Genomic DNA, 23,319 nt, shown 5'->3' with positions numbered 1-23,319 from the left:
CTTGCCGGAACTGTTCGGCGGGCCTAAGGCTGGCTTCATGAGCAAGTTAACGGTCGCACACTCCGAAATGTCCCCCGGCGGCCACGCCCGGGCAATCGCCGTTCTTGGCCTGCCGCTGATCGGCGGCCATGTGGCGCAGTTTGCCATCGGCCTCACCGATACGGTGATGCTGGGCTGGTACGGGGTGGAGGAGCTGGCGGCGGTGACGCTCGGCTCGACCTATTTCTTTTCGATTTTCCTCCTCGGCTCCGGCTTTGCCTTTGCGGTGATGCCGATGGTGGCGGCTGCGGCCGGCGCGGGCGAGGAGCGGCAGATCCGCCGCTCCACCCGGATGGGGCTGTGGCTGTCGCTGGCCTATGGCGCGCTGGCGATGCCGTTGCTGTGGTGGTCGGAGCCGATCCTGCTCTTGCTGGGGCAGGAGCCGGAGGTGGCGTATGCGGCGGCGGCGTATCTGCGGATCGCCGGCTGGTCGGTCTTTCCGGCGCTGTTGTACATGGTCGCCAAATCCTATCTGGCGGCGCTGGAGCGGACCCAGATCGTGCTGTGGCTGTCGGTGATCGGGGCGGTGCTGAATGCGCTGGTGAACTATGCGCTGATTTTCGGCAACTGGGGCGCGCCGGAGCTGGGGATCACCGGGGCGGCGATTGCCTCCCTCGTGACCAACGGGGTGTCCTTTGCGCTGGTGCTGGCCTATGCGCTGAAAGCGCTGCCGGAGCATGAGCTGCTGAAGAACTTCCAGCGGCCCGACTGGGAGATGCTGGCCCGGGTGTTCCGGATGGGAGCGCCGATCGGCCTCACGACGCTGAGCGAGAGCAGCCTGTTTGCGGCCTCGGCGATGATGATGGGCTGGCTGGGCACGGTGCCGCTGGCGGCGCATGGGATCGCGATCTCGCTGGCGGGGCTGACGTTCATGGTGCATCTGGGGCTGTCCAATGCCGCCACCATCCGCGCGGGCAATGCCTTTGGCCGCGGCGACCGGGCGCATATGGCGCGCGGCGGCAAGGTGGTGACGGCGATGTCGCTGGCGGTCTCAGTGGTGGGGATCACCCTGTTCCTGGCCATCCCCGGCCCGCTGATGTCGCTGTTTCTGGACCCGGCCGACCCGCAGAAGGATCAGATCCTGCTGATCGGCGGCGGCCTGCTGGCGGCGGCGGCGCTGTTTCAGATGATGGACGGGATGCAGGCGGTTGCGCTGGGCCTGCTGCGCGGGGTGCAGGACACCGGGGTTCCGATGGTGATTGCGGTGCTCAGCTATTGGGCAGTGGGTATCCCGGCCTCTTATGTCATGGGGTTCGTGCTCGGCTGGGGCGGCGCCGGCGTCTGGATGGGGCTGGTTGCGGGGCTTACCGCAGCGGGGCTGTTCCTTATGAAGCGGTTCTGGGGCAAGTCGATCAAACGGGTGGGGGCAAAGCCCGCGTAAACCGGGCAGGGCCGCATGGCGCTTTTCAGTCCTCCCTGCGGCCCATGATGTGGATGGGGGAGAACGCGCCCAGGATCAGGCGGCGGTGGTCAAAGGGGATTTCGACCGGGATGTCGAAACGGGTGTCCTTGGCGATCCGCGCCTCGGCGTCCTCCATTTCCTCGCGGCTGGGCCAGACCTGCCAGCAGAAGACGATCCGCTCCCCCGGGCGGGCGGCGACGGCGCGGCGGAAATCGGTGTTCTGGCCGTCGGGCACGTTGTCCTCCCAGGAGTCGACGGACTCGAGGCAGCCGTATTCCCGGAACAGCTCGGCACTGGTTCTGGCCCAGGCCTTATACGCCTCGAAGTTTTCTTCGGGCACGGGGATCACGAATCCGGCGACATACATGGCGGCCCTCCCAGGGATCGTCCGGGGCACGGCCCGGCCTGGGCGAGTGTGGCACGGGACGGCGGTTCGCTCCAGCCTCTTGCTGCGCGCCGCGGCGTGGGGTTGACCGTTTGGCGTCCTGCGGGCAGGGTTCTGGAACAGTCTGATTTTCAACCGGAAAGCCCCTTGCCCATGATGACCGACGACGACAGGCGCCTGCTGCGGATCGCCTATGAGGAAGCCAAGGCGGGATTCGACGAGGGCGGCTGCCCGATCGGCTCGGTGCTGGCGCGCGGCGGACAGGTGGTGGCGCAGGGGCGCAACCAGCGGGTGCAGAAGGGCGACCCGATTGCGCATGGCGAGATGGATGCGCTGCGCAAGGCGGGGCGGCAGACCTCCTACCGCGATACGGTGCTTTATACCTCGCTGTCGCCCTGCATGATGTGCAGCGGCACCATCGTGCAGTTCGGCATCCCGCGGGTGGTGATCGGCGACACGCAGAACTTTGGCGGCAATGAAGAATTCCTGCGCGCCCGCGGTGTCGAGGTGGTGATTGCCGAAGACCCGGACTGCATCGCGCTGATGCAGCGGTTCATCCGCGAGAAGCCGGAGCTGTGGGCGGAAGACATCGCCGAATAGGGGCGCCGGAGAGGGGCAGGGCAATCAGAACCAGTAATAGGGCACGTGGTAATGATCGTAGATGCTTTCCTCGTGGTTGCGGTCGCGGTGCCAGCCCTCGTACTGCGCCGGGGCGCTTTTCAGCTGATCCGGGGTGATGCTGGTGCGGAACCCGTCCAGGCCGCTGTCGTATGAGAGCGCCCCCCAGGGGATCACGAATTCCCGTTCGCCAAGGCCCAGGAAGCCGCCGAAGGTCATGATCGCGTAGACGGCCTTGCCGGATGACTTGTCGATCATCAGGTGGTCAATGGTGCCCGCCTTTTCGCCGGTTTTATCGTAGACGGCGGTGCCGGTGACGTCATTGGAGGAGACGAGGCTGCCGCCAGAGCCGTGTTGAGCCTGTTGCATGGTCTTGCTCCTGTTCTTCGTGTGGACAGAGAAACAACGCCCCGGCTGGCCGATTGTTCCGGTGCCGGGCGGGCAGGCAGGGGCGCGAGGTATTGCAGGGCGGCTGGGCTGGCCGCGCTGCATTTGTGCTAGGCTGACGGCACCCCCGCCGCAACGTCGGGAAGGAGGCTGCGATGACGTTCAGGTGTGCAGAAAAATGCGCGGGCCGGCTGCTGGCCGTGCTGCTGGCCTGCCTCGTGCCGCTGGCACTGATGGCAGAACCGCCGCGGGCCGGGCTGATGTGGAACCGCACCGGGCTGCCCGCCGTGTTTCCCTTGCAGGTGAAGACGCCGGCGGGGGCGGATTATTACCTCACCCTCAGCGATGCGGAGACCGGCGCGGCGGCGCTGGCGGCCTATATCGAGGGCGGCGCATTCTTCAAGGTGCTGGTGCCGCCGGGGCGCTATGTGCTGCGGTTTGCCAGCGGCGCGCACTGGCAGGGCGAGGAGCGGCTGTTCGGGCCGGGTGTGCAGACCCGGTGGTATGAGCTGCCGCAGGTGCTGGAGTTTGCCATCCGCGGGGCAGGCATCAAGGCCGGTCACGCCGTCACTCTGATACGGCAGCAGCCGGGCGGCGGGCTGGGGGCGGCGGTGACGGCCCAGCACATTTGCCAGATCGCCAGCGTGGAGGGCGCGGAGCCGCAGCCTGAGCCCGCAAGCGCAAGCGGCCTGTTCCAGCTGGGCGGCGATGCGCGCTCACGGGGCATATTGCATCTGCAGTGGCGGCTGCAACTGGGCGGGCCGCAGGCGGGAACGCCGCTGGAGCAGTGGCAGCGCAGCCTGTTTTTGCTGGGAAATCCGCTGCTGCCGCCGCGTGCTTCGGGGCTGGACAGCCGCGGCCGGCCGCCGCCGCCCGCGCGGTTCCGGTCTTATTCGGTGCGCTCGCTGTTTTGCGGCTGAACCGGTCGCGATGCGGGTGGCTTATTCGCCGCCTCGGTCCTTCATCAGGCGGTCGGCCTTCTTGCGCACCAGCACGCTGCGCAGGTCGTGCATGGCCAGCAGCAGCGCGTCGGTGACCTCCTCCAGCTGCTCATCGGTGGCGCGGCTGTTGGCCCAGTGGGCGGTCAGGTTCAGATGGTCGATGGCCCGGTGGATGTCGTCGGTATCGCGGGCGGCGAGGGTGGCGGTGCGGGCCGCCATCCACGACTTGATCTCGGCAATGTCCTGATCGCTCAGCTGGCGCTGGCCGTGCGGTTTGATCTCGCCGTTGCGGATGTTCACAACGGCGATCTGGTCCATCTCGATCCGCCGCTGGCGGTTCTCGGTATCGACGCGGAACACAAAAGCGCCGTTTTCGCGGACGCGGAAATAATACTCCGGCAGATCGGCGCTCATGCCGTGTCTCCTGTCAGGTCAGCGCGGCGCAGAAGGTCTGGATGCGGCGGCACGCCTCCTCCAGCGCTGCGTCCGAGGTGGCGTAGCTGACGCGGAAGTTCGGCGACAGGCCGAAGGCCGCTCCAAAGACCACGGCGACATCGGCCTCTTCCAGCAGGGCGGTGGCAAAATCCTCGTCCGTTTCAATCACCTTGCCCGCAGGGGTGGTCTTGCCGATCAGCCCGGCGATGGAGGGGTAGACGTAGAACGCGCCTTCGGGCGTGGGGCAGGAGATGCCGTCGATTTCATTCAGCATCGACACCACCAGATCGCGGCGGCGGACGAACGTTTCATTGTTGGGCGCGAGGAAGTCCTGGGTGCCGTTCAGCGCTTCCACCGCGGCCCATTGGCTGACCGAGCAGGGGTTGGAGGTGGACTGCGACTGCACCTTGCGCATGGCTGCGATCAGTTTCTCCGGGCCTGCGGCATAGCCGATCCGCCAGCCGGTCATCGCATAGGCCTTGGAGACGCCGTTGCAGGTGAGGGTGCGGTCATAAAGCTGCGGCTCCACCTGGGCGGGGGTGCAGAATTCAAACCCGTCATAGGCCAGATGCTCATACATGTCGTCGGTCATCACCCAGACATGCGGGTGGCGCAGCAGCACGTCTGTCAGCGCCTTCAGCTCCTCCCGGCTGTAGCCTGCGCCGGTGGGGTTGGAGGGGGAGTTGAAGATGAACCATTTGGTCTTGGGAGTGATTGCCGCCTCCAGCTGATCCGCGGTCAGCTTGAAACTGGTCTGAAGCGAGGTTTCGGCAATCACCGGGGTGCCGCCCGCCAGCAGCACCATGTCGGGGTAGGAAACCCAGTAGGGGGCGGGAATCACCACCTCGTCACCTTCGTTCAGGGTGGCCATCAGCGCGTTATAGAGCGTCTGCTTGCCGCCGGTGCCGACGGAGACCTGCGCCGGCGTGTAGTCCAGCCCGTGGTCGCGCTTCATCTTGGCGCAGACCGCCTGTTTCAGCTCTGCGATGCCGTCGGGGGCGGTGTATTTCGTCTTGCCCGCGGCGATGGCGGCAACGGCCGCGTCCTTGATATTCTGCGGCGTGTCAAAATCCGGCTCGCCGGCGCTGAGACCGATGACATCGCGTCCGGCTGCCTTCAGCTCGGCTGCCTTGGCCGTCATTGCAATGGTCGGTGACGGTTTGACGCGGGATAAGGTCTCGGACAGGAAAGACATGGTCTGCGGCCTCGGTTTGTATGTTGCTCGCAACTGTCATAGGGTGCGGCTGGACGGCGATCAAGCCGCGTTCAAACTGGATGAGGAGAACTGGCAATGACGGAGCGGACTACAGACTGGTACGGCCCGGACGCAGCGACATTTGGCGACCGCGTGGCGGCTGCACGGGAAGCTGCCGGAATGACCCAGGGCCAGCTTGCGCGCCGGCTTGGGATCAAGAAGTCCACCCTCAGCGCCTGGGAACGCGACCTGGCGGAGCCGCGCGCCAACAAGCTGACGATGCTGGCGGGCGTGCTGAACGTGTCGATGTCCTGGCTGCTGACCGGCGAGGGCGAAGGCATGTCAGAACCGGCGCCGCTGGAGCTGGAGGCAGGCGATTTCACGAGCATTCTGAACGAATTGCGCGACCTGCGCAGCGAAATGCGCCAAAATGCGGAGCGGGCGGCGCGGCTGGAGAAAAAGCTGCGGACCCTGCTGCAGGTCAACGACGGCCAGACCACAGAAGTTGCTTGAGACCAGAATGCAGGAAGACCGGACCATTCGCCTGAAGCGGCTGCAGATGCGCTCTATGCGCCGGGGTATCAAGGAAATGGATATCCTGCTGTCGGCCTTTGCAGCCGCCAATCTGGAGCAGATGGACGCTGCGCAGCTGGATCTTTATGACCAGCTGCTGCACGAGAACGACCAGGATCTGTACCAGTGGGTCACCGGCCAGGCGGAGCCGCAGGAGCGGTTCCGCGCACTGGTCGCGGACATAGCGCAAACGTACCAAAAATAATAAAATACCAGCTTAACCGATTTTTCGGGAATTGTTGGCATCTTACCTCAGAAGCAAATTCGAGTCGGAGATGCGAATGAGTATGGAAATGCCAATTAGCCGGACGGACCGCAAAGGTTTCATGACTGGCTACCTGGAGGCGCTGGCCCTTGTCGAGCGTCTCCACCGTCTGCTGCTGGATGTCATCAAGGACGAGTTTGAACGCGTCGGCGTGCTGGAAATCAATGCGGTTCAGGCGCTTTTGCTGTTCAACATCGGTGACAATGAGGTGACCGCCGGGGAATTGAAGACCCGCGGCTACTATCAGGGCAGCAATGTCAGCTACAATCTCAAGAAGCTGGTCGAGATGGGCTATATGCACCACCAGCGCTGCGAGATCGACCGCCGCTCGGTGCGGGTGCGGCTGACCCAGCGCGGCCGTGAGATCCGCGATATCGTGTCGGCGCTGTTCGCCCGCCATGCCGAAGGGCTGGAAGGCAAGAACGTGATCTCCTCGGAGGGGATCGAGGATATCACCGCCTCGCTGAAGCGGGTGGAGCGCTACTGGTCGGATCAGATCCGCTATATCTACTAAGGCGCAGGCCGGGCGATGATTCCGGCGGCGACGGGCCGTAAATGCTGGCAAAGCACCGGCAGGCCAGAACCGGGCATGAGGGGAAACCGTGTTCCGGGTGTATTGAAGGGCAAAGCGCCGGGACCCGAGCGGGGCCGCGGCTGGAGGTTGCAGAAGTGACCGCCCTTGTTCCCGCGTAAGGGGGTTGCCTTGCGGCGGCTTGTGCCGCTGATGCGGATATTATTATTGGTTTGTGTTTTTCAGAAAACCGGAAGGCGGGTCATTGCACCGCCGGGCACGGACAGCACCGTCAGGCGCTGTGCCGGTTTTTTGCGTTGCGCCGGGCGGTGCGGTCAATTGCGCAACCGGGGCCGCCCAGGCGCAGCTCCATCACGCTGGATGCGTTGGCCGGGCCGGCGGCTTTGGCGGGCGGGCTGCATTGGCCGGTCGGGCCGGGCTGTCTGGGGTGGGGATGGGGCTGCCGGAAGCGGACCGGGCGCTGGCCTGGGGCCTTGCCGGCAGGCGGACAGATGCGGTTCACGGCGGCCCCCGCGCGGCCTGGCCTGTGTCCGGGCTTACAGGATCACCTGATCGGAAAATTCCTGTTCGGCAACGCTGCGGATGAAGTCTGCGAGCTTCAGGAAGGCGGGCGGGCTGCCGCTGCTGCGGCGCCAGGCCAGGCCGGCCTGCCGGTAAAGCACCGGCTGCATCGGGATCACTGCGACATCGCCTTCGCCGCGTTTGACTTCGGAGCCGACATACAAAGCGGGCAGCAGGGTGACGCCCATGCCAAGCGAGACCATCTGGCGCAGCGCATCGAGACTGGTGCCCTCGAAGTCCTCTCGCAGGTGTGCCCCCGACGCCGCGCTGAGATGCGAAACCTGGCGGCTGAGCGTGTAGGAGGGGTTGAGGCTGAGCAGGTTCTCCCCGGCCAGATCGGCGGTCTTCACCCGCTGCTGGCCGGCCAGAGGGTGATCCCGGGCCACAGCCAGGCTCAGCGGCTCCCGGAACAGGAAGGTGTGGCGGATGTCATCGCGCGGCACCGGCAGCTGGGTCAGGATCAGATCGTGCCGGCCCGCCAGCAGATCCTCCGTCAGCTCACGCGGGGGGGCGTCGCGGATGACCAGCTTGAGGTCCGGGAAGGACTGGTGCAGGCGCCGCAGCACCCGCGGCAGCAGGTAAGGGCCGATGGTCGGCGAAGAGCCGAGCCGCAGGGTGCCCTCAAGCTGGGTGCCGGAAGCCCCCGCTGTCTGGCTGAGCCGTTCCACATCCTGCAGGATCCTTTCGGCCTGGAGGGCGGTGTCCCGTCCTGCCGGCGTCAGGATCAGGCCGCTGCGCCGCCGTTCGATCAGGCGCGTGTCCAGGGCTTTTTCCAGGGCGGCGATCTGCAGGCTGAGGGAGGGCTGGCTGATGCCCAGCTGCCGCGCCGCATTGCGGTATTGCAGGGCTTTGCTGAGGACAGAGAAATAGCGCAGCTGGCGCAGGGTGATCTCCGGCATCTGTGGCCCTCCATTTCTTTGAATAGGTAAAACCTATCTTTATTCACAATACTATTGGCTTCTTAAAAAGCAAATGCAGCCCATCTTTTGGGTCAGGCGGCGGGGTGGTGTGCCGCCGGTACTTGAAAAAGGAGGCAATTGATGAAGAACAGTCCACGGGTAAAGGTTTTCTCGCTGCAGGTGAGGCTGGCCAAGCTGCGCCTGAAGCACCAGTCGCTGAAGGCGAAAATCGCCAAGGAGCTGAAACGCCCGTCGCCGTGCAGCATGATGCTGCAGGGGCTGAAGCGCCAGCGCCTGCGGACCAAGGACGAGATCATGCGCTGCCTGAGCCAGCTGCGCCGCACCGGGCTTCCGGGCTTCACGCAGCAGCAGTCCGCATAGGGAGGCCGCGGTGATGTTTCAGTATCCCCATCCGCTGAGCGGTGCGGGCTTTTTGCACAGCGCCGATCTGGACGACATGCGGGCGGCCTTGCTTGATGAGGAAGAAAAAGAGGACGACGACGGTCCTGATGGCGGCAGCCCCTTTATCGCCGGGCAGCGTTCGCAGGTGACGCTGACGTTCGGATCCCAGACCCGCCGGGCCTGAGGGGGCGGAGACACGCGCGCCGCGCGAAGCCGCCCGATCGCCCTCCGGTGCAAGCCGGAGGGCAGATTTGTTTTTGTTAAGCCGGTCCGCACCGGGCCCCGCGGCCGCCGGCGCCTACCAGTGGCCGGTGTTTTCCATGCTGGCCCAAGGTTCTGCCGGGGCCAGCGACTCGCCGTTCTGGAGCAGTTCGATGGAGACGTTGTCGGGCGAACGCACGAAGGCCATATGCCCGTCGCGCGGCGGCCGGTTGATGGTGACGCCATTGTCCATCAGGTGCTGGCAGGTGGCATAGATATCGTCCACCCCATAGGCAAGATGGCCGAAATGGCGGCTGTCATCGGGCAGCGCGTCGTCGCCGTCCCAGTTGTAGGTCAGCTCCAGCGGGGTTTCCTCCTGGCCCGGCGGCGCCATGAAGATCAGGGTGAAACGGCCCTGCTCGTTTTCCCAGCGCCGGGTCTCCTTGAGGCCCAGCAGCTCGTAGAAGGCCATGGATTTCTCCAGATCCTTCACCCGGACCATCGTGTGCAGATATTTGAGGGGCATGGGGGGTCTCCTGTTATCGCTGTCAGGGACTTTAGCGGCGCGGCGCGGGAAGGCCAGCAAAAGCGCCGGGCGGTCTTAGAATTTTGACTCGATCCCCAGCGAGACGGAGAATTCCGAGCTGTCGAAGCGGCTGTGGTTGGAACTGCGCTTGCCGGCCCGGACCCGCAGCATTGGCGCAAAGCCCGCATAGTCGTAGTCTTCAAAGAACAGGTTCAGGTCGGCGTAAACCGAGTGGTCCTGGCGGCCGCCGGGGATGGGCTGCCAGACGCTGCCGTCAAAGAAGGTGTGGTCCGGGTAATCGGCGGTTCCCAAAATCAGGCCGGTGCTGATCCTGGCCGGGCCGACCAGCTGCCCGAAGGCATAGCCGACGTGCACGGTGGCGGTTTGGCCGCTTGAATTCACGCTGTTTGCCTGGGTGTCGCGCAGGCCAAGCGTGAAGCTGAGGCTGTCGCCGTTTTCAAGCTTGCGCGAGAGCGACGCCCCGAGGCCGAAGACATCGGCTTCCAGGCTGGCAAAACGCGGGTCCAGGCGGTGTTCGGCGCTGCCGTTGAGGGTGAGGCGGCTGCGCGGCGAGAGGGCCCAGCTTCGGGCGGCAGACAGTTTCGCAAGGTTGTAGTTGCGCTGCCCGCCGTACCAGGAGGTGGCGGCGGTCAGGTCGGCCCGGGCGCTGCCGCCCTTCTCCGCAGGGCCGGCGGTGAAGGCGTGGCTGAGGGTGATTTCGCCATAGGTCGATCCGAATTCTGAGTTCCGCGGTGCGGTGGTCCCGGTTCTGGCGGCGAGATCTGCCGCCTCTGCCTTGGCGCTGGAGGACAGGGCCACGCGCTGCACATAGAGGCGCCCGCTGAGCGTGGTCAGGCTGGTGCCGCTCTGGCGCAGGCGGCGGGTGATGCCGGCATCAAGGGTTCCAATGAGTCCGGACAGGGCAATCGCCCGCGGCCCGAACCGGTTTTCATGCGACGACAGCCCGTCGATTTCCTGCGTCGCGGCATCGGAGCCGTTGTTCACATTGTTCGACGGCTTCAGCCCGCCGCTCAGCCGGAAGGACCAGGGGCTGATGCGGCGCAGCGCCTGATAGTCCTTGGCGATCAGCTCTTCGGCTTTGCTGTCGGGGGCGTAGACGGCCGTGCGGCGCAGCCAGTACTGCGACAGCAGCGGGCTGCCGCCCTGGAACGCCAGGCGGGAGGCGAGCTGGGCCATCTGGTACTTGGTGGCGTCGTCGGGGGCAAAGCGGAAGGCGCGGGCGGCGGATTTGCGGCCCTTGGCGGGCTGCCCGGCCTGCGCATAGGCGGCGGCCTGAAGGTGCCAGGCCAGGTGGTTCTTGCCGTCGGCCTGCAGCAGCGCCTCCGACACCCGCAGCGCCAGCTGCGGGTTGCCGGTATTCAAGGCGTGCGCCGCCAGAATGTGCCCCTGCTGGAGCGACAGGTGAGCCTGTTGCCGTCCGGTTTCCTGCGCCTGAGGCTGTGCAGACCACAGCCCCAGTCCCAGCAGCGCGGCGGCGGCTGCCTTCCGCATGATTTAAGGCGTCGGCTGGTCGCAAAGCGGGTCGCTGTTGGCGCCCCCGCATTGGCCAAGCACAAAGACGCCGTATTCCTCAATTTCCGGGCCGTATTCGGTTATATGGCCGGTGGCGTGGACACCGCCGGCGACCGAAGCGGCATTCGTACCGGAGAACACACCGCCATACTCGCCGACAGATTGCTGATTGATCGTTGTCAAGCCCGAGAACGTCCCGTCCGAAGCAATGGCAGTCGGCGCCAGTTCCAGATTTGTCGGGGACACCGAGCCGTCATCCCTGACGGCGCGGTTGTAGATCAGGCCATTGACGGCATTGTCGGTAAAGTCTGCGTTGATCAGCACGTCGCCAGTGATTTCGGCGGCTTGCGTCGGCAGCACGTCGGTTGGTGTGCCGGGCGTCACGGGCAGCAGGTCTTCGCCGCTGCCGGCAACATTCAAGAGACCGATGTAGGACCCTGCGTAGCTGACGAGTCCGCCGGACGGCTGATCTGTGACGGGGGCGGAGTAGGCGCCGCCGCGGCCGTAGTTGGCGCCGGCGAAATAGTAGCCGAACTGACCGCCCGTCGCGACAATAACGGCATATCCGCCTTCGATCTCTCGCGCATAAGCGGTGGAGTGGCGGTCGAGCGAAGAATCCTGAACGGTGTAGGCCTCGTACCCGTCGCGGTCCAGTGATGGCTTGCGCACGTAGGTGGCGGAGAAGGGCGTTTCGTCCAAGCTGACGCCGGTCACGGTCAGGGTTTGGCTGGCGGGATTGTAGCTGACGCTGTCGAGATCGTTTGCAATAGCTTCCGGGATCGTGCCGGTGACGTCATCCGGATCTCCTGTCCCGGTGGTAAACGGGTTGCCCCCGCCGCACGCCGACAGCGCGGCCGCCGCCGCGATCCCTAGCCAAAAGCGCCTCATCTGCCTCTACCTCAATATCTTTATCGTTTTGCGCCACCATCGGGCGCGGCCGCGGCAAAGTCAATTGAACAGTGCCGATTCCAGCGCAACCGTGGCGGATGCGCTACCCGTATGTAGGCTTTGGCCCGGTGGTGAGGCGTATATGTTGTGGGGCGGACGCGCCTCCAGACGGTTTTTTCCCTTGGCGGCTGGCTGTGCAGGGGGTATTCCGGGGCGTGATATTCAGGGCAAAGCCAGGGGGGCTCCATGCAGCAGTATCTGGATCAGCTGCGCCATATTCTGGACAATGGCGTGCCATCGGATGACCGCACCGGCACCGGCACGCTGAGCTGTTTCGGGATGCAGGCGCGCTACAGCCTGGCCGACGGGTTTCCGCTGGTCACCACCAAGAAGCTGCATCTGCGCTCTATCATCCATGAGCTGTTGTGGTTCCTGTCGGGCGACACCAACATCCGTTACCTGAAGGAAAACGGCGTTTCGATCTGGGACGAATGGGCGGATGAGAACGGCGATCTGGGCCCGGTTTACGGCCACCAGTGGCGCCGCTTTCCCAAGCTGGAGCTGGCCGAAGGCACCACCGGGGATGAGCCGCTCTACCGCGCCGGGAGTGTCGATCAGATCGCGGATCTGGTAGAGATGATCCGCAAGAGCCCTGACAGCCGCCGCCTGATCGTTTCGGCCTGGAATCCGGCCGACGTGCCGGACATGGCGCTGCCGCCGTGCCACACGCTGTGGCAGGTGCGGGTCGCGGGCGGCAAGATGCATTTGCAGCTATACCAGCGGTCTGCCGACATGTTCCTGGGCGTGCCGTTCAACATCGCCTCCTATGCGCTTCTGCTGGCGATGCTGGCGCATGTGACCGGCTATGAGGCGGGGGATTTCGTCCATACGATGGGCGATGCGCATATTTATTCCAACCATGTGGAGCAGGTGAAGCTGCAGCTGTCCCGCAGCCCCAAGCCGCTGCCGCAACTGCGGATCAAGCGGCAGGTCAGCTCGATCTTCGATTTCAAATACGAGGATTTCGAGATCCTGAACTATGACCCCGATCCGGCGATCAAGGCGCCGGTGGCGGTCTGATCTCAAAGGAAGATACCCATGATCACCCTGATCGCTGCGCGGGCGCGCAACGGGGCCATTGGCAAGGACAATGATATCCCCTGGTTCGCGCCGGAGGATCTGAAGGCGTTCCAGCGCGAGACCCTGGGCGGCGCCATCATCATGGGCCGCAATACCTGGGACAGCTTGCCGGTGAAGCCGCTGAAGAACCGGTTGAATCTGGTGGTATCGTCGAACCCCGCGGCGGCAGACATCGTGCTGCCGTCAATCGGGGCGGCGGTGGCGGAGGCCCATGCGCAAGGGTACAGGCGCGTTTATGGCATCGGCGGAGAAGGGATCTACCGCGGTATGCTGGGCATGGCGGACCGGCTGCTGATCACCGAGGTGGACCTGACCATTCCTGATGCTGACGCCTATTTCCCGGAGTTCGATCCGGACAATTGGGTCAAGGCCGGGGAAACGGTCCTGCGGGACAGCGATCCGGCCTGCGTGATGGTTGAATATCTGCGGCGGCGGTGACAGGGGCAAGACCCCCCGGCCCGTCAGTGCCTGCGCCCAGCCCAAGTCCGGGCGCAGTGCATACTCAGTTGATCAAAGCGCCTTAAGCTCAGCCGCCATTTTCCGGCCGTCGCGGCCTTCGGACAGCTCGTAGCCGATTTTCATATTGTCAGCGAGGCCGGTCATGCCCGACCGCTCCACCGCTGAAATGTGCACAAACACATCCTTGCCGCCTTCATCGGGTTCAATAAACCCGTACCCCTTGGTGGTGTTGAACCACTTCACGGTGCCGCTTGGCATTTCCCGTGTCTCCTTCTACTTTGCACTCTGCCATGGGGGCTGCCCAGGGCATCCGGCCTGCACCCTGCCAAAATTCCGCAGGGGAAGCCGGACAACTTGGAGTTTTACACGGGCCGGGCAAAAATCAAGAAAAACCGGTGAATTCTACCATAAATTGTGCTCGCGGCTTGGCGGGACATAGGGGGATGCATGAAAATCTACGGGTTGAAGACCTGCGATACGTGCCGCAAAGCGTTGAAACAACTGCCTGATTCCACTTTTTCCGATATCCGGGCAGACGGGATGCCGGACGGTCTGCTGGAGGCGGCTTATGCGGCGTTCGGGGCCAAGCTGGTCAACACGCGGTCAACCACCTGGCGCGGCCTGAGCGAAGAAGAGCGCGCCGGTGAGCCGCTGGATCTGCTGCGGGCGCATCCGGCGCTGATGAAGCGGCCGCTGATCGAGCGTAACGGGGAATTATTCCTGGGTTGGGATCAGAACGTGCGGGCCGCCCTTGGTGCCGCGTGACCGGCTGATTATGTCGGTGCGGCAGTTTTCGGGAGATTGACGATGCGCAACGCAGCCCTGGTTCTGGGGATTACCGCCGGGATTTTCGGTATGATTGTGGGTTTCTTCGGCTATGGCTACACGGCTGCGGTCGAGCATTTCGGCGAGATCGAAGGGCTGGCGGAGCAGGTCGGCAACGTGCAACAACTGCGCCTGCTGGCGGTGCTGTCGCCGCTGCTGGCAATTGCCGGCGGTGCGATGGCGCGGGCGCGGGCGCTGTGGGGCGGCGTGCTGCTGCTGGCGTCGGCGGCCGCCATGCACGCGGGCTTCGGCTTCAATGTCTTCACCATTTTCCCGATCAGCTTTGCCGCCACTGCCGGGCTGATGGCGCTGGCCGCGGGCCGGCCGGATGAGCCCAGGGCGCATTTCTGACCGAAGGGACCAGATCATGAAAAAGGCGCCGTTGCCGGGGGCAAGGCGCCTTTTTTTGGTTCCAAGCCAGAGCGTCAGGCAATGGCGGGTTGCATCCGGTGCCGCAGCAGTCTGTCCACGGACAGGGCGCCCGCGCCCTTGACCACCAGGACGGACAGCAGAAAGATCCAGAACAGCCGCTGATCGAGGATTACCGCATCGGGGAAGCGGTCAAACAGCGCGCCAAGGGTTTTGTCATCGGTGGCACCGTGGCCATAGATGTCGGTCAGCGACTGCACGGCCACAAAGCCGATCATGCCCAGCGAGGCCAGCCGGGTCAGAAGCCCGATCACGATCAGCAGAGGCAGGATGAACTCGGCGTAGGTGCCTGCCAGGGCCACGGCCCAGTGAAAGACACCCAGCTGGTCCACGTCATAGCCTGCCGCCTCCAGCTGCTTCGGAAAGATCTGGCTGTAGGCGCCGATCGAGGGGCTGAACAGGCCGAAGAGGCCGTCGCCCAGCTTGGTCAGGCCGGAATTCCAGAAATAGAGCAGCAGCGTTGAGGCAAAGACAAAGCGCGCCGCCAGCGGCAGCAGCCAGTCGCCGGCCCTTTCAACCTGGCGGAAAACGGCGTCGTGAATGGAGACAAGTGCGTGCATGGTCTTACCCTTTGCTGTTCAGTCCTGTGACCGCACCGCCCTGCAGCAGCAGGGCCAGGGGGGCGCTCAGGTCGAATGCGTCATATTCGGCGGCGGCCTGTTCCATCGCCGCGCCGATGGTTGCGCCCGCCATCAGGGCGCGGACCCAGACCGCGCCGGAGGGCGGCAGAAGCTGGGGAATGGGGTCAAATTCGGGGCGTGTGATCAGAACGTCCTCGGCCTGTGCCGCGGGCTTGGGCGCGCCGTCTTCGGTGTTGAAGCGCCAGATGGCGTGAATGGGCCAGGGCGAGCGGAGCACTTGCGCCGCCGGTGCCAGTTCCAGCCGGGTGTCCAGCAGCGCATCCGGCGGCAGCGCGCCAAGCGTTTCCGGCGCGATCGCGGCGGCATCGGCGGCATGGTAGGCGCGGCGCAATGCCAGCTCCAGCCGGGCCACGTCGCCGAGGTAACCCAGATGCCTGAGCTGCTCCATGCCTTCCAGGAAGGCCGGGAAATGCTCGCCGTAGAACATCATCAGCGGCGAGGACGGCGGGTGCTGGCGCAGGTAGATGCCGGCCAGCCCGTCCATGTTCTGCTTGCCCAGAAGCTTGGCAATCACCGGAAAGGCGCTGTGCATCGCTTCGGTCAGCGAGACAGCGACGTTGTTGCGGTAAACGCTGAACCGGCGGCCCGCGGGCTGGCCCAGATGATCGGTGAGCCCGTCCGGCACCGGCTGGCCCGCATCCATCATGGCGCGGGTGAAATCTGTCTGGCTGACACTCATGCCGGGACGCGCTCCAGCGCGGTTGCGGCGCGGGCGGCTTCGGCCTCCAGCACCGGCCAGTCCGGCACGTCGTTGTCCCACTCGATCAGCACCGGCTTGGGGCCGGATTTCGCCAGCGTATAGTCCAAGAGCGCCCAGACCGGATCGGCCACCTCGCGCCCGTGGCTGTCGATCAGGAGCGGGCGGCCCTGGCCGTCGTCATCCTCGTCATGGCCGCCAAGGTGGATTTCACCCACCTTGTCCAGCGGGAAGGCGTCGATGTAGCCCTGCGGCGAGAAATCGAGGTTGGTGGCGGAGACAAAGACGTTGTTCACATCCAGGAGCAGCCCGCAGCCGGTCCGGCGGGAGGTTTCGGCCAGGAACTCCGGCTCGGACCAGGTGCTCTCGGCAAAGGCGAGGTAGCTGGAGGGGTTTTCCAGCAGCATCCGCCGCCCGACGGTCTCCTGCACCTCATGAATGTGATCGCAGATCCGCTGCAGGCTGGCGCCGGTGTAGGGCAGCGGCAGCAGGTCGTTGTAGAAATGGCTGTCGTGAGTGGACCAGGCCAGATGTTCGGAAAAGCTGGCGGGGTTCAGCCAGGATACCAGATGCTTGAGCCGGGCCAGGTGGTCTGCATCCAGCGGCCCTTCGCCGCCGATGGAGAGGCCGACACCATGCACCGACATGGCAAATTGTTCCGACAGGCGGCGCAGTTGCGCCAGCGGGCGGCCGCCGTCGCCCATGTAGTTTTCCGCGTGGATTTCCAGCCACTTGACTGCGCCGGGATCTGTGGTGATCCGGGCAAAGTGCTGCGGCTTGTAGCCAACGCCGGGGGCGGCGGGCAGTGTGTCATGGGCAGCGGCGTCAAGCATGGCGGGTCCTGTTCGCGGATGCAGGCATCAGGGGCGGGACTTCACACTCCCGCCCCCGGTGTTTCAGCGGCAGTTATGCCGGCAGGTCACGCTCCAGCGGCGCCAGCGAGCCGTTGCGCTCGGTGCCGTCTGCCATCGCCGGCAGCTCCATGTCTTCGCAGGTGCCAGCGTCGACCAGGGTCCAGGCGTTGCCTTGGTAATCGACGGTCGAGGTGCCTGCGCAAGTGGTGCCGGGGCCTGCGGCGCAGTCGTTCTGGCCTGCCAGCGACACGCCATAACACTTTTCCTTGGTGCCGGCGGCGGCGGGGATGGTGGACGCTGCGGTCAGAGCGGCGGCAACGGCGCTCGCAACGGCCAGGGATTTTGCGGTTTTCGACATCTCGTGAATTCCTTTCGGTTCTACATGCGGTGTCGTGATGACACGGAAACACTAACCCGAGGTTTTCCGGAGTTTAAGTCACGAGGCCGTGTCTCACATCCGCGTCAGAGCATGTGACCCGAACCTGCGCGCCGAAGATGCCTAGGCCCATGGTTTTAAGGGGTTTGGGAGGGGTTTGAAACAAAACGGCCCCCGGGTGGGGGCCGCTTGCGTTGAAAATTGCGGGAATTGTTACAGAAGATCGGGCGGGGTCGCTTCCGCGGCCAGCGCCTTTGTAACATTTTCCAGGCTCTCCACCTTAGTCTCCTTCTCGCCCAGGCGGCGAACGGAGACGGTGCGCTCTTCCACCTCGCGGTGGCCGACGGCGAGAATGACCGGAACCTTGCCCACGGAATGCTCGCGGACCTTGTAGTTGATCTTCTCGTTGCGGATGTCGGCCTCGGCGCGCACGCCGGCTTTCTTCAGTTCGGCCACGACCTCCTGCACGTAGGCGTCGGCGTCGGAAGTGATCGATGCGACCACCACCTGCCGCGGCGCCAGCCAGAACGGCAGCTTGCCGGCGTGCTCCTCGATCAGGATGCCGATGAAGCGCTCAAACGAACCGAGGGTGGCGCGGTGCAGCATGACCGGGCGGTGCTTGGCGCCGTCGGCGCCGATATAGGTGGCGTCCAGCCGTTCCGGCAGCACGAAGTCCACCTGCAGGGTGCCGCACTGCCAGTCGCGGCCGATGGCATCGGTCAGCACGAACTCCAGCTTGGGGCCATAGAAGGCGCCTTCGCCTGGGTTCAGGTCATAGGCGCAGCCCGCCGCCTCGGTTGCCGCCTTCAGCGCCGCTTCCGATTTGTCCCAGACCTCATCCGAGCCAGAGCGTTTTTCCGGGCGGTCGGAGAATTTGACCGAGAACTTCTCGAAGCCGAGGTCCTTGTAGATCTCAGACAGGAAGTCGATGAACTTCTTGGTTTCCGCCTCGATCTGGTCTTCGGCGCAGAAGATGTGCGCGTCGTCCTGGGTAAAGCCGCGCACCCGCATGATGCCGTGCAGCGCGCCCGAGGGCTCATAGCGGTTGCAGGAGCCGAATTCGGCCATGCGCAGCGGCAGGTCGCGGTAGGATTTGAGACCCTGGTTGAAGATCTGCACGTGGCAGGGGCAGTTCATCGGCTTCAGCGCGTTCACCGCTTTTTCGCGGGCGTGCTCCTCGTCGACTTCGACGATGAACATATTCTCCTGATATTTCTCCCAGTGGCCCGAAGCCTCCCACAGCCTGCGGTCGACGACCTGGGGGGTGTTCACCTCGACATAGCCGCCTTTTTCCTGCTGGCGGCGCATGTAGTCCTGCAGGGTGGTGTAGACCTTCCAGCCGTTCGGGTGCCAGAAGATCTGGCCCGGCGCCTCTTCCTGCATATGGAACAGGTCCATCTCGCGGCCCAGCTTGCGGTGGTCGCGCTTGGCGGCTTCTTCCAGCATGTGGAGATGCGCCTTCAGCTTCTCCTTGCCGGTGAAGGCAACGCCGTAGATCCGCTGCAGCATGGCGCGGGAGCTGTCGCCGCGCCAGTAGGCGCCTGCAATGCTCATGAGCTTGAAGGCATCGCCCGGCAGCTGGCCGGTGTGCTGCAGGTGCGGGCCGCGGCAGAGGTCCTGCCAGTCGCCGTGCCAGTACATCCTGAGCGGCTCATCGCCCGGAATGCTTTCGATCAGCTCGACCTTATAGGGTTCGTTGTTGTCGGTGTAATGCTGGATCGCGCGGTCGCGTTCCCACACCTCGGTGCGGACCTCATCACGCTTGTTGATGATTTCCTTCATCTTTTTTTCGATGGCGCCGAGGTCCTCGGGGGTGAAGGGCTCCGCGCGGTCGAAGTCGTAGTACCAGCCGTTTTCGATGACCGGGCCGATGGTGACCTTGGTGTCGGGCCAGATTTCCTGCACCGCGCGCGCCATGACATGCGCCAGGTCGTGGCGGATCAGCTCATTGGCCTGAACTTCATCCTTCATGGTGTGGATGGCGATGGTGGCGTCGCTTTCGATCGGCCACTGCAGATCCCAGTGCTGATCGTTGACGGTGGCGGAGATGGCCTTTTTGGCCAGCGAGGTGGAAATGCTGGAGGCCACCTGCGCGGGCGTGACGCCTGCGTCATAGGATCGTGCATTGCCATCGGGGAAAGTGAGAGAGATTTGGGCCATCTGCTGGCTGCTCCTCGTCGGTTTGGCGCCCACTGAACGCCCGGTTGCGGGTTATGGTGTGCCGGTGATTTGGCAGCCGCGGCGCGGCGTGTCAAGAAGGCGAGGGGCCGGCCCCTCGCGCTCCCCGGAGTATTTTGAGCCAGATGAAGGGGATCCCGTCAGGGGGCGGGCGCGGGGACGCCTTCGCGGATCACGGCGGAGTAGTCCGGGGTAAGGCCATGGGCCTGGGCAATCGGGGTGATGCTGCCGAGGGCGCGCAGTTCCTCGACGCTGCGGGACTGGTCCAGAACCCCCTGTTCCCAGGCGTATTCCGGCAGGTAGCCATTGGCCAGAACCCGCCAGTCCAGCGGCACCTCCGCGGCGAAGGTGCGGATCAGCGCCATCACCACGGTGGTGCAGTTGGTGGTGAGCGAATTGTACCATTGCGGCTGCGAGGCAAGGCTGTTCGCGGCCGCCACATAGCGCAGCAGCAGGGCGCGGCCGGTGTCGGGGCTGACGCCGATGCGGAACAGCTGCACGTCTTCGCCGCGGGCGTTGGTGCGGGTGCCGACGAGGTCGCGCTCATCCGCGGCGATCATCACCAGGGTGTTGGATTTGAACATGTCGGCCACGGGAGAGAAGCCGCCGCCCTCCCGGCGGCGCACCTCGACCGACCAGGCGATCTGCTCGCCGTCCCCGAAGCCGAAGCTGACGATCATATGCGCCATCTGCGGCCCCGCCCAATAGGACATGAACAGGTCGACGGTTTGCAGCGCGCTGAGGTCGTAGCTGCGGGTTTCCCAGTTCACCGTATAGTCTTCAGGCGTTTCCCAGGTGAAGTTGCGGACGTCGGTAAGGGTCAGGATATCGCCCTGCACCTCGCCGGTGACCTGGCGCGCCACATCGGGCGACCAGGTGCCGTCTTCGGGCGGGGTGAGGGTGGACCACCACAGGATCACCGCGGCGAGGGCCAGGGTGAAGGTGGTGAGCGCCCGCAGGGCGTGCTGGCGGAACAGGCCTGCGATGACGGCGAGGCCCAGCAAGGCAAACCCGCCCGACAGGCCGGCGCGCGGCAGCGTGGCGAAGGGCAGCCGGTACCACAGCGCCAGCGCCGCCCAGGCGGTGGCCAGCGCCACCGCGAGAAGGGCGGCGGCCAGCACCGCGGTTTTGAAGAATTTTGACATGCCCTTAGACCCCCCGGAATTTTCCGGCAGACCATACGGAGGCCGGCAGGGGACTTGCAAGCGGGCTGTGCTGCCGCTTGCAGGGCAGGCGAAGCCATGCCACATCTTGAGGAAAAGGACAGGAGACCAAAGACATGCCCGCCACATCGTTTCTCGGAACCGCCCAGGGCCGCCGCATTGCTTATCACAAGAGCGAAGGGAAGGGGCCGTGCGTGGTGTTTCTGGGCGGGCTGAAGTCGGACATGGAGGGCACCAAGGCGGTGCATCTGGAAGCCTGGGCCAAGGCGCGCGGGCAGGCGTTTCTGCGGTTTGACTACTCTGGCCATGGCGAAAGCTCCGGCCGGTTCGAGGAGGGCTGCATCGGTGACTGGCATGAGGACACGCTGGCGGCGGTGCAAGAGCTGACAGAGGGCGAGATCGTGCCGGTCGGCTCTTCCATGGGCGGCTGGCAGGCGCTCTTGCTGGCGCGGGAGATGCCGGAGCGGATCAAGGGCATGGTGACCATCGCCGCGGCGCCGGATTTCACCGAGGACGGCTATTGGGCCAACTTCTCCGCGGCGCAGAAGGCGGAGCTGGAGAGCCGCGGCTATGTGGAGCTGCCGAGCGATTATATGGAGCCCTATCATATCTCCAAGCGGATGATCGAGGACGGCCGCAAGCATCTGGTGCTGCGCTCGCCACTGTTTCTGCCGTTCAGGACGCGCTGCCTGCAGGGAACCGCGGACACCGCGGTGTCCACGGAAACAGCGCTGCGGCTGATGGATCACGCGACCTGCCCGGACATGCGGCTAACCCTGGTGAAAGATGCCGATCACCGGTTCTCGGACCCTGCCTGCCTGAAGTTGATCGAAAACGCTGTGCTGGACGTGCTGGGCGGCGCCTGAAGCTGCGCCGCGGCTCCGGGCCGCGGGCCTGTCATGGACGCGAATGAAACCGCGAGGAGGTGGGAAATGGAACAGCGGGTAAGCCTGATCACGCTGGGGGTGCCGGACATGGAGAAGGCTGCGGCCTTCTATGAGGCGTTGGGCTGGCAGCGGGCGGAGAGCCCTGACGGGGTGATCGCCTTTGACCTGATCTCGCAGACGCTCGGCCTCTATCCGCTGGCGGCGCTGGCGGACGACATCGGGGTGCCGGAAGCGGAGCTGGGCACCGGCGCGGTGACGCTGAGCCACAACACCCGCAGCAAGGAGGCGGTGGCAGAGCTGCTGGCGGCGGCTGAGGCCGCGGGAGCGGCGGTGCTGAAACCGGCGCAGGATGTGTTCTGGGGCGGCCATCATGGCTATTTCCGCAGCCCGGACGGGCATGTCTGGGAAATCGCCTTCAACCCGTTTTCGCCGCTGGCGGAGGATGGCGCGTTCCGCTGGAACGGCTACTGAGCGTGGCGCGGCGGCGGCAGCGGTTCGGCAAACCGTTGCCTGGGGGAGGTTTTTCTTGATCCGGCTTCCGCCTCTCCGCACAGTTGCAGAGACGGGTGGCAGGCAAACCGCGAGGGCAGGATATGCCTCATGACCAGCAACCGAGCCGCGAACCTCTGGTTCTGCTGCCCGGGATGATGTGCGACGGCCGAATCTTTGACGCTCAGATCAGGACATTTTCCGGCAGCATGCCGGTGATGGTGCTGCCGCTGGCGGGCGGCGACACGGTGGAGAAGATTGCCGCCCGGATGCTGGGCCACTTGCCGCCGCGCTTTGCCCTGGCGGGGATGTCGATGGGCGGGATCCTGGCGATGGAGCTGGTGCGCCGGGCGCCGGAACGGATCAGCCGTCTGTGCCTGATGGGGGCAAGCCCGCTGGCGGAGACGCCGGAGCAGGCCGCCGACCGGGAGCCGCAGATCATCGCCGCACGCACCGGCCGGCTGGAGGATGTCCTGCGCACGGCGATGCCGATGGAGGCGCTGGCGCCGGGGCCGTCGCGGCTGGAGGTCCACAGGCTGTTCTGCCGCATGGGGATGGAGCTGGGGCCGGAACTGTATGTGGCGCAGGCACGCGCCCTGCAGCGGCGGCCCGACCAGCAGGCCACAATGCGGCGGGTGCATGTGCCAACGCTGGTGCTGGCGGGGGAGCATGACACGATCGTGCCGCGTGCCAAGCAGGAGCTGCTGGCGCAGCTGATCCCGCACGCGCGGCTGGAGGTGATCCCGGAGGCAGGGCATTTCCCGGTGCTGGAGGCGCCCGATGCGGTGAACCGGGCGCTGCTGCACTGGCTGGCGGTGCCGGCCTAGGGATACAGCGCCGCGCGCTGTTCCTTGCTGAGCAATTCGGGCTCGGCCACCGGTTTGCCGGTCTCCGCATCAAAGAATGGCGTGTCTTTCCAGCGGCCTGACAGGCGGGCGGTGATCATCCGGCTGAGGATGCCCAAGGCCATGGCGCCGCCGCCCTTGGTTCGGGATTGCTTGCCGGGAACGGGGAGGAAGGCCCAGGCGCGGATCTTGCCCAGGGCGGACGGGTCCTGGAACAGGTTGGAGCGCATCCCGGCAAAGGGCAGGCCGGGCTTGGCCAGCGTGTTGGCGAACGGCGTGCCGCAGCAGGCGGCGTACCAGCGCAAGGGGCCGCGGCGGCTGAGGCGGATCGCCCTCAGCTGTTCTGCCCCTTGGGTGATGGTGATGGTGTCGGGTGACAGCTGGAACAGGTCAACCGGATCCGGGGCCGGATCCGGCTGGCCGTGATAGAGTTCGTTGGCGCGGCAGTCGGCGCAGTAGCAGACAACGCGGGTGCCGCCTTTGACACCCGCTGCTGAAACTTCGCCGCGCAAGGCCCCGCAATTGCAGGAGAATGCCAGGCCGCCGCCCATCCC

Annotated in this window: 31 protein-coding genes; 15 read left to right on the top strand and 16 right to left on the bottom strand. The window is 65.2% G+C overall.

The features are described 5' to 3' along the window. The first annotated feature begins 37 nt into the window (after positions 1-37). The gene (locus tag DAEP_RS0107705; protein ID WP_051337491.1) at positions 38-1,420 is read left to right on the top strand and encodes an MATE family efflux transporter; all 1,383 of its coding nucleotides are present in this window, start codon (positions 38-40) and stop codon (positions 1,418-1,420) included. A 25-nt stretch (positions 1,421-1,445) separates the two neighbouring features. Here the strand turns inward: DAEP_RS0107705 and DAEP_RS0107700 are convergent, their stop codons facing one another. Beyond that, positions 1,446-1,808, bottom strand: a complete 363-nt coding sequence (locus DAEP_RS0107700; protein WP_008555687.1) for a DUF1428 domain-containing protein — start codon at positions 1,806-1,808, stop codon at positions 1,446-1,448. 174 nt (positions 1,809-1,982) lie between these two features. Here DAEP_RS0107700 and DAEP_RS0107695 point away from each other — a divergent pair, with 174 nt between their 5' ends. After that, positions 1,983-2,426 (top strand): nucleoside deaminase, encoded by a 444-nt coding sequence (locus DAEP_RS0107695; RefSeq protein ID WP_027244253.1) that lies wholly within the window; start codon positions 1,983-1,985, stop codon positions 2,424-2,426. 24 nt (positions 2,427-2,450) lie between these two features. On the opposite strand, the gene DAEP_RS0107690 is transcribed toward DAEP_RS0107695, so the two are convergent. After that, entirely contained in the window at positions 2,451-2,813 is a 363-nt protein-coding gene (locus tag DAEP_RS0107690; protein ID WP_008553785.1) for a PRC-barrel domain-containing protein, read from the bottom strand. A gap of 173 nt (positions 2,814-2,986) precedes the next feature. Here DAEP_RS0107690 and DAEP_RS0107685 point away from each other — a divergent pair, with 173 nt between their 5' ends. Then, positions 2,987-3,751 carry a hypothetical protein gene (locus tag DAEP_RS0107685; protein WP_027244252.1) on the top strand — a complete coding sequence of 255 codons (765 nt, stop codon included), beginning with the start codon at positions 2,987-2,989 and terminating at the stop codon, positions 3,749-3,751. Positions 3,752-3,772: 21 nt separating this feature from the next. On the opposite strand, the gene DAEP_RS0107680 is transcribed toward DAEP_RS0107685, so the two are convergent. Then, positions 3,773-4,186 carry a hypothetical protein gene (locus DAEP_RS0107680; protein WP_027244251.1) on the bottom strand — a complete coding sequence of 138 codons (414 nt, stop codon included), beginning with the start codon at positions 4,184-4,186 and terminating at the stop codon, positions 3,773-3,775. A gap of 13 nt (positions 4,187-4,199) precedes the next feature. Next, a complete protein-coding gene (locus tag DAEP_RS0107675) occupies positions 4,200-5,402 on the bottom strand; it encodes a pyridoxal phosphate-dependent aminotransferase (RefSeq protein WP_027244250.1) in 1,203 nt (400 codons plus the stop codon). A gap of 96 nt (positions 5,403-5,498) precedes the next feature. Here DAEP_RS0107675 and DAEP_RS0107665 point away from each other — a divergent pair, with 96 nt between their 5' ends. From DAEP_RS0107665 to DAEP_RS0107655, 3 genes are all read left to right on the top strand, one after another. Further along, the gene (locus tag DAEP_RS0107665) at positions 5,499-5,915 is read left to right on the top strand and encodes a helix-turn-helix domain-containing protein (protein WP_027244249.1); all 417 of its coding nucleotides are present in this window, start codon (positions 5,499-5,501) and stop codon (positions 5,913-5,915) included. A gap of 7 nt (positions 5,916-5,922) precedes the next feature. After that, complete coding sequence (locus DAEP_RS0107660) at positions 5,923-6,180, top strand: succinate dehydrogenase assembly factor 2 (protein ID WP_008554023.1); 258 nt, start codon at positions 5,923-5,925, stop codon at positions 6,178-6,180. 76 nt (positions 6,181-6,256) lie between these two features. Beyond that, positions 6,257-6,754 carry a MarR family winged helix-turn-helix transcriptional regulator gene (locus tag DAEP_RS0107655; protein ID WP_425411763.1) on the top strand — a complete coding sequence of 166 codons (498 nt, stop codon included), beginning with the start codon at positions 6,257-6,259 and terminating at the stop codon, positions 6,752-6,754. A gap of 554 nt (positions 6,755-7,308) precedes the next feature. Here DAEP_RS0107655 and DAEP_RS0107645 read toward each other — a convergent pair. Further along, positions 7,309-8,232 carry a hydrogen peroxide-inducible genes activator gene (locus DAEP_RS0107645; protein WP_027244247.1) on the bottom strand — a complete coding sequence of 308 codons (924 nt, stop codon included), beginning with the start codon at positions 8,230-8,232 and terminating at the stop codon, positions 7,309-7,311. A 141-nt stretch (positions 8,233-8,373) separates the two neighbouring features. On the opposite strand from DAEP_RS0107645, the gene DAEP_RS0107640 reads away from it, so the two are divergent. Both DAEP_RS0107640 and DAEP_RS0107635 read left to right on the top strand, forming a co-directional pair. After that, on the top strand, positions 8,374-8,613 hold the full coding sequence (locus tag DAEP_RS0107640) for a YdcH family protein (RefSeq protein ID WP_008555437.1): 240 nt from the start codon (positions 8,374-8,376) through the stop codon (positions 8,611-8,613). Positions 8,614-8,626: 13 nt separating this feature from the next. Continuing rightward, the gene (locus DAEP_RS0107635) at positions 8,627-8,818 is read left to right on the top strand and encodes a hypothetical protein (protein WP_027244246.1); all 192 of its coding nucleotides are present in this window, start codon (positions 8,627-8,629) and stop codon (positions 8,816-8,818) included. Positions 8,819-8,932: 114 nt separating this feature from the next. Here DAEP_RS0107635 and DAEP_RS0107630 read toward each other — a convergent pair whose 3' ends face one another. From DAEP_RS0107630 to DAEP_RS0107620, 3 genes are all read right to left on the bottom strand, one after another. Next, a complete protein-coding gene (locus DAEP_RS0107630) occupies positions 8,933-9,361 on the bottom strand; it encodes a VOC family protein (protein WP_008554058.1) in 429 nt (142 codons plus the stop codon). A 75-nt stretch (positions 9,362-9,436) separates the two neighbouring features. Continuing rightward, positions 9,437-10,873, bottom strand: a complete 1,437-nt coding sequence (locus tag DAEP_RS0107625; RefSeq protein WP_027244245.1) for a hypothetical protein — start codon at positions 10,871-10,873, stop codon at positions 9,437-9,439. Between the two features lie 3 nt (positions 10,874-10,876). After that, entirely contained in the window at positions 10,877-11,782 is a 906-nt protein-coding gene (locus DAEP_RS0107620) for a hypothetical protein (RefSeq protein ID WP_027244244.1), read from the bottom strand. A 246-nt stretch (positions 11,783-12,028) separates the two neighbouring features. On the opposite strand from DAEP_RS0107620, the gene DAEP_RS0107615 reads away from it, so the two are divergent. Then, positions 12,029-12,862: a thymidylate synthase gene (locus tag DAEP_RS0107615; RefSeq protein WP_027244243.1), complete on the top strand. Its 834-nt coding sequence runs from the start codon at positions 12,029-12,031 to the stop codon at positions 12,860-12,862. Positions 12,863-12,880: 18 nt separating this feature from the next. After that, on the top strand, positions 12,881-13,360 hold the full coding sequence (locus DAEP_RS0107610; RefSeq protein WP_008556995.1) for a dihydrofolate reductase: 480 nt from the start codon (positions 12,881-12,883) through the stop codon (positions 13,358-13,360). Positions 13,361-13,432: 72 nt separating this feature from the next. On the opposite strand, the gene DAEP_RS0107605 is transcribed toward DAEP_RS0107610, so the two are convergent. Beyond that, a complete protein-coding gene (locus DAEP_RS0107605) occupies positions 13,433-13,639 on the bottom strand; it encodes a cold-shock protein (RefSeq protein WP_008555379.1) in 207 nt (68 codons plus the stop codon). A gap of 189 nt (positions 13,640-13,828) precedes the next feature. On the opposite strand from DAEP_RS0107605, the gene DAEP_RS0107600 reads away from it, so the two are divergent. Then, a complete protein-coding gene (locus tag DAEP_RS0107600; protein ID WP_008556176.1) occupies positions 13,829-14,146 on the top strand; it encodes an ArsC/Spx/MgsR family protein in 318 nt (105 codons plus the stop codon). 42 nt (positions 14,147-14,188) lie between these two features. Continuing rightward, positions 14,189-14,557: a hypothetical protein gene (locus DAEP_RS0107595; protein ID WP_027244242.1), complete on the top strand. Its 369-nt coding sequence runs from the start codon at positions 14,189-14,191 to the stop codon at positions 14,555-14,557. Positions 14,558-14,631: 74 nt separating this feature from the next. Here the strand turns inward: DAEP_RS0107595 and DAEP_RS0107590 are convergent, their stop codons facing one another. The 6 genes from DAEP_RS0107590 to DAEP_RS0107565 all read right to left on the bottom strand — a co-directional run bounded on the left by DAEP_RS0107590 (position 14,632) and on the right by DAEP_RS0107565 (position 20,526). After that, complete coding sequence (locus tag DAEP_RS0107590) at positions 14,632-15,195, bottom strand: DoxX family protein (protein ID WP_027244241.1); 564 nt, start codon at positions 15,193-15,195, stop codon at positions 14,632-14,634. Positions 15,196-15,199: 4 nt separating this feature from the next. Further along, complete coding sequence (locus tag DAEP_RS0107585) at positions 15,200-15,955, bottom strand: HvfC/BufC N-terminal domain-containing protein (protein WP_027244240.1); 756 nt, start codon at positions 15,953-15,955, stop codon at positions 15,200-15,202. After that, positions 15,952-16,806, bottom strand: a complete 855-nt coding sequence (gene bufB / locus DAEP_RS0107580) for an MNIO family bufferin maturase (RefSeq protein WP_027244239.1) — start codon at positions 16,804-16,806, stop codon at positions 15,952-15,954. The genes DAEP_RS0107585 and bufB overlap by 4 nt, the downstream gene beginning before the upstream one ends. A 73-nt stretch (positions 16,807-16,879) precedes the next feature. Then, on the bottom strand, positions 16,880-17,185 hold the full coding sequence (locus DAEP_RS0107575; RefSeq protein WP_008556436.1) for a BufA1 family periplasmic bufferin-type metallophore: 306 nt from the start codon (positions 17,183-17,185) through the stop codon (positions 16,880-16,882). A 231-nt stretch (positions 17,186-17,416) separates the two neighbouring features. Beyond that, positions 17,417-19,363, bottom strand: a complete 1,947-nt coding sequence (gene thrS, locus DAEP_RS0107570; RefSeq protein ID WP_027244238.1) for a threonine--tRNA ligase — start codon at positions 19,361-19,363, stop codon at positions 17,417-17,419. Between the two features lie 158 nt (positions 19,364-19,521). After that, the gene (locus tag DAEP_RS0107565; RefSeq protein WP_027244237.1) at positions 19,522-20,526 is read right to left on the bottom strand and encodes an Lnb N-terminal periplasmic domain-containing protein; all 1,005 of its coding nucleotides are present in this window, start codon (positions 20,524-20,526) and stop codon (positions 19,522-19,524) included. 134 nt (positions 20,527-20,660) lie between these two features. Between DAEP_RS0107565 and DAEP_RS0107560 the strand changes: the two genes are divergently transcribed. From DAEP_RS0107560 to DAEP_RS0107550, 3 genes are all read left to right on the top strand, one after another. After that, entirely contained in the window at positions 20,661-21,410 is a 750-nt protein-coding gene (locus DAEP_RS0107560) for an alpha/beta hydrolase (protein WP_027244236.1), read from the top strand. A 66-nt stretch (positions 21,411-21,476) separates the two neighbouring features. Beyond that, positions 21,477-21,902 (top strand): VOC family protein, encoded by a 426-nt coding sequence (locus DAEP_RS0107555; protein WP_008554955.1) that lies wholly within the window; start codon positions 21,477-21,479, stop codon positions 21,900-21,902. Positions 21,903-22,024: 122 nt separating this feature from the next. Then, positions 22,025-22,747, top strand: coding sequence for an alpha/beta fold hydrolase (locus tag DAEP_RS0107550; protein ID WP_027244235.1), 723 nt, complete (start codon positions 22,025-22,027; stop codon positions 22,745-22,747). Here DAEP_RS0107550 and DAEP_RS0107545 read toward each other — a convergent pair. After that, positions 22,744-23,316: a DUF6151 family protein gene (locus DAEP_RS0107545; protein ID WP_027244234.1), complete on the bottom strand. Its 573-nt coding sequence runs from the start codon at positions 23,314-23,316 to the stop codon at positions 22,744-22,746. The genes DAEP_RS0107550 and DAEP_RS0107545 overlap by 4 nt on opposite strands. Positions 23,317-23,319 lie beyond the last annotated feature (3 nt).

Origin of the sequence: Leisingera daeponensis DSM 23529, assembly GCF_000473145.1 — a bacterium.
Taxonomy (GTDB): Bacteria; Pseudomonadota; Alphaproteobacteria; order Rhodobacterales; family Rhodobacteraceae; genus Leisingera; species Leisingera daeponensis.
This window is presented reverse-complemented; position numbering and strand designations above follow the sequence as displayed.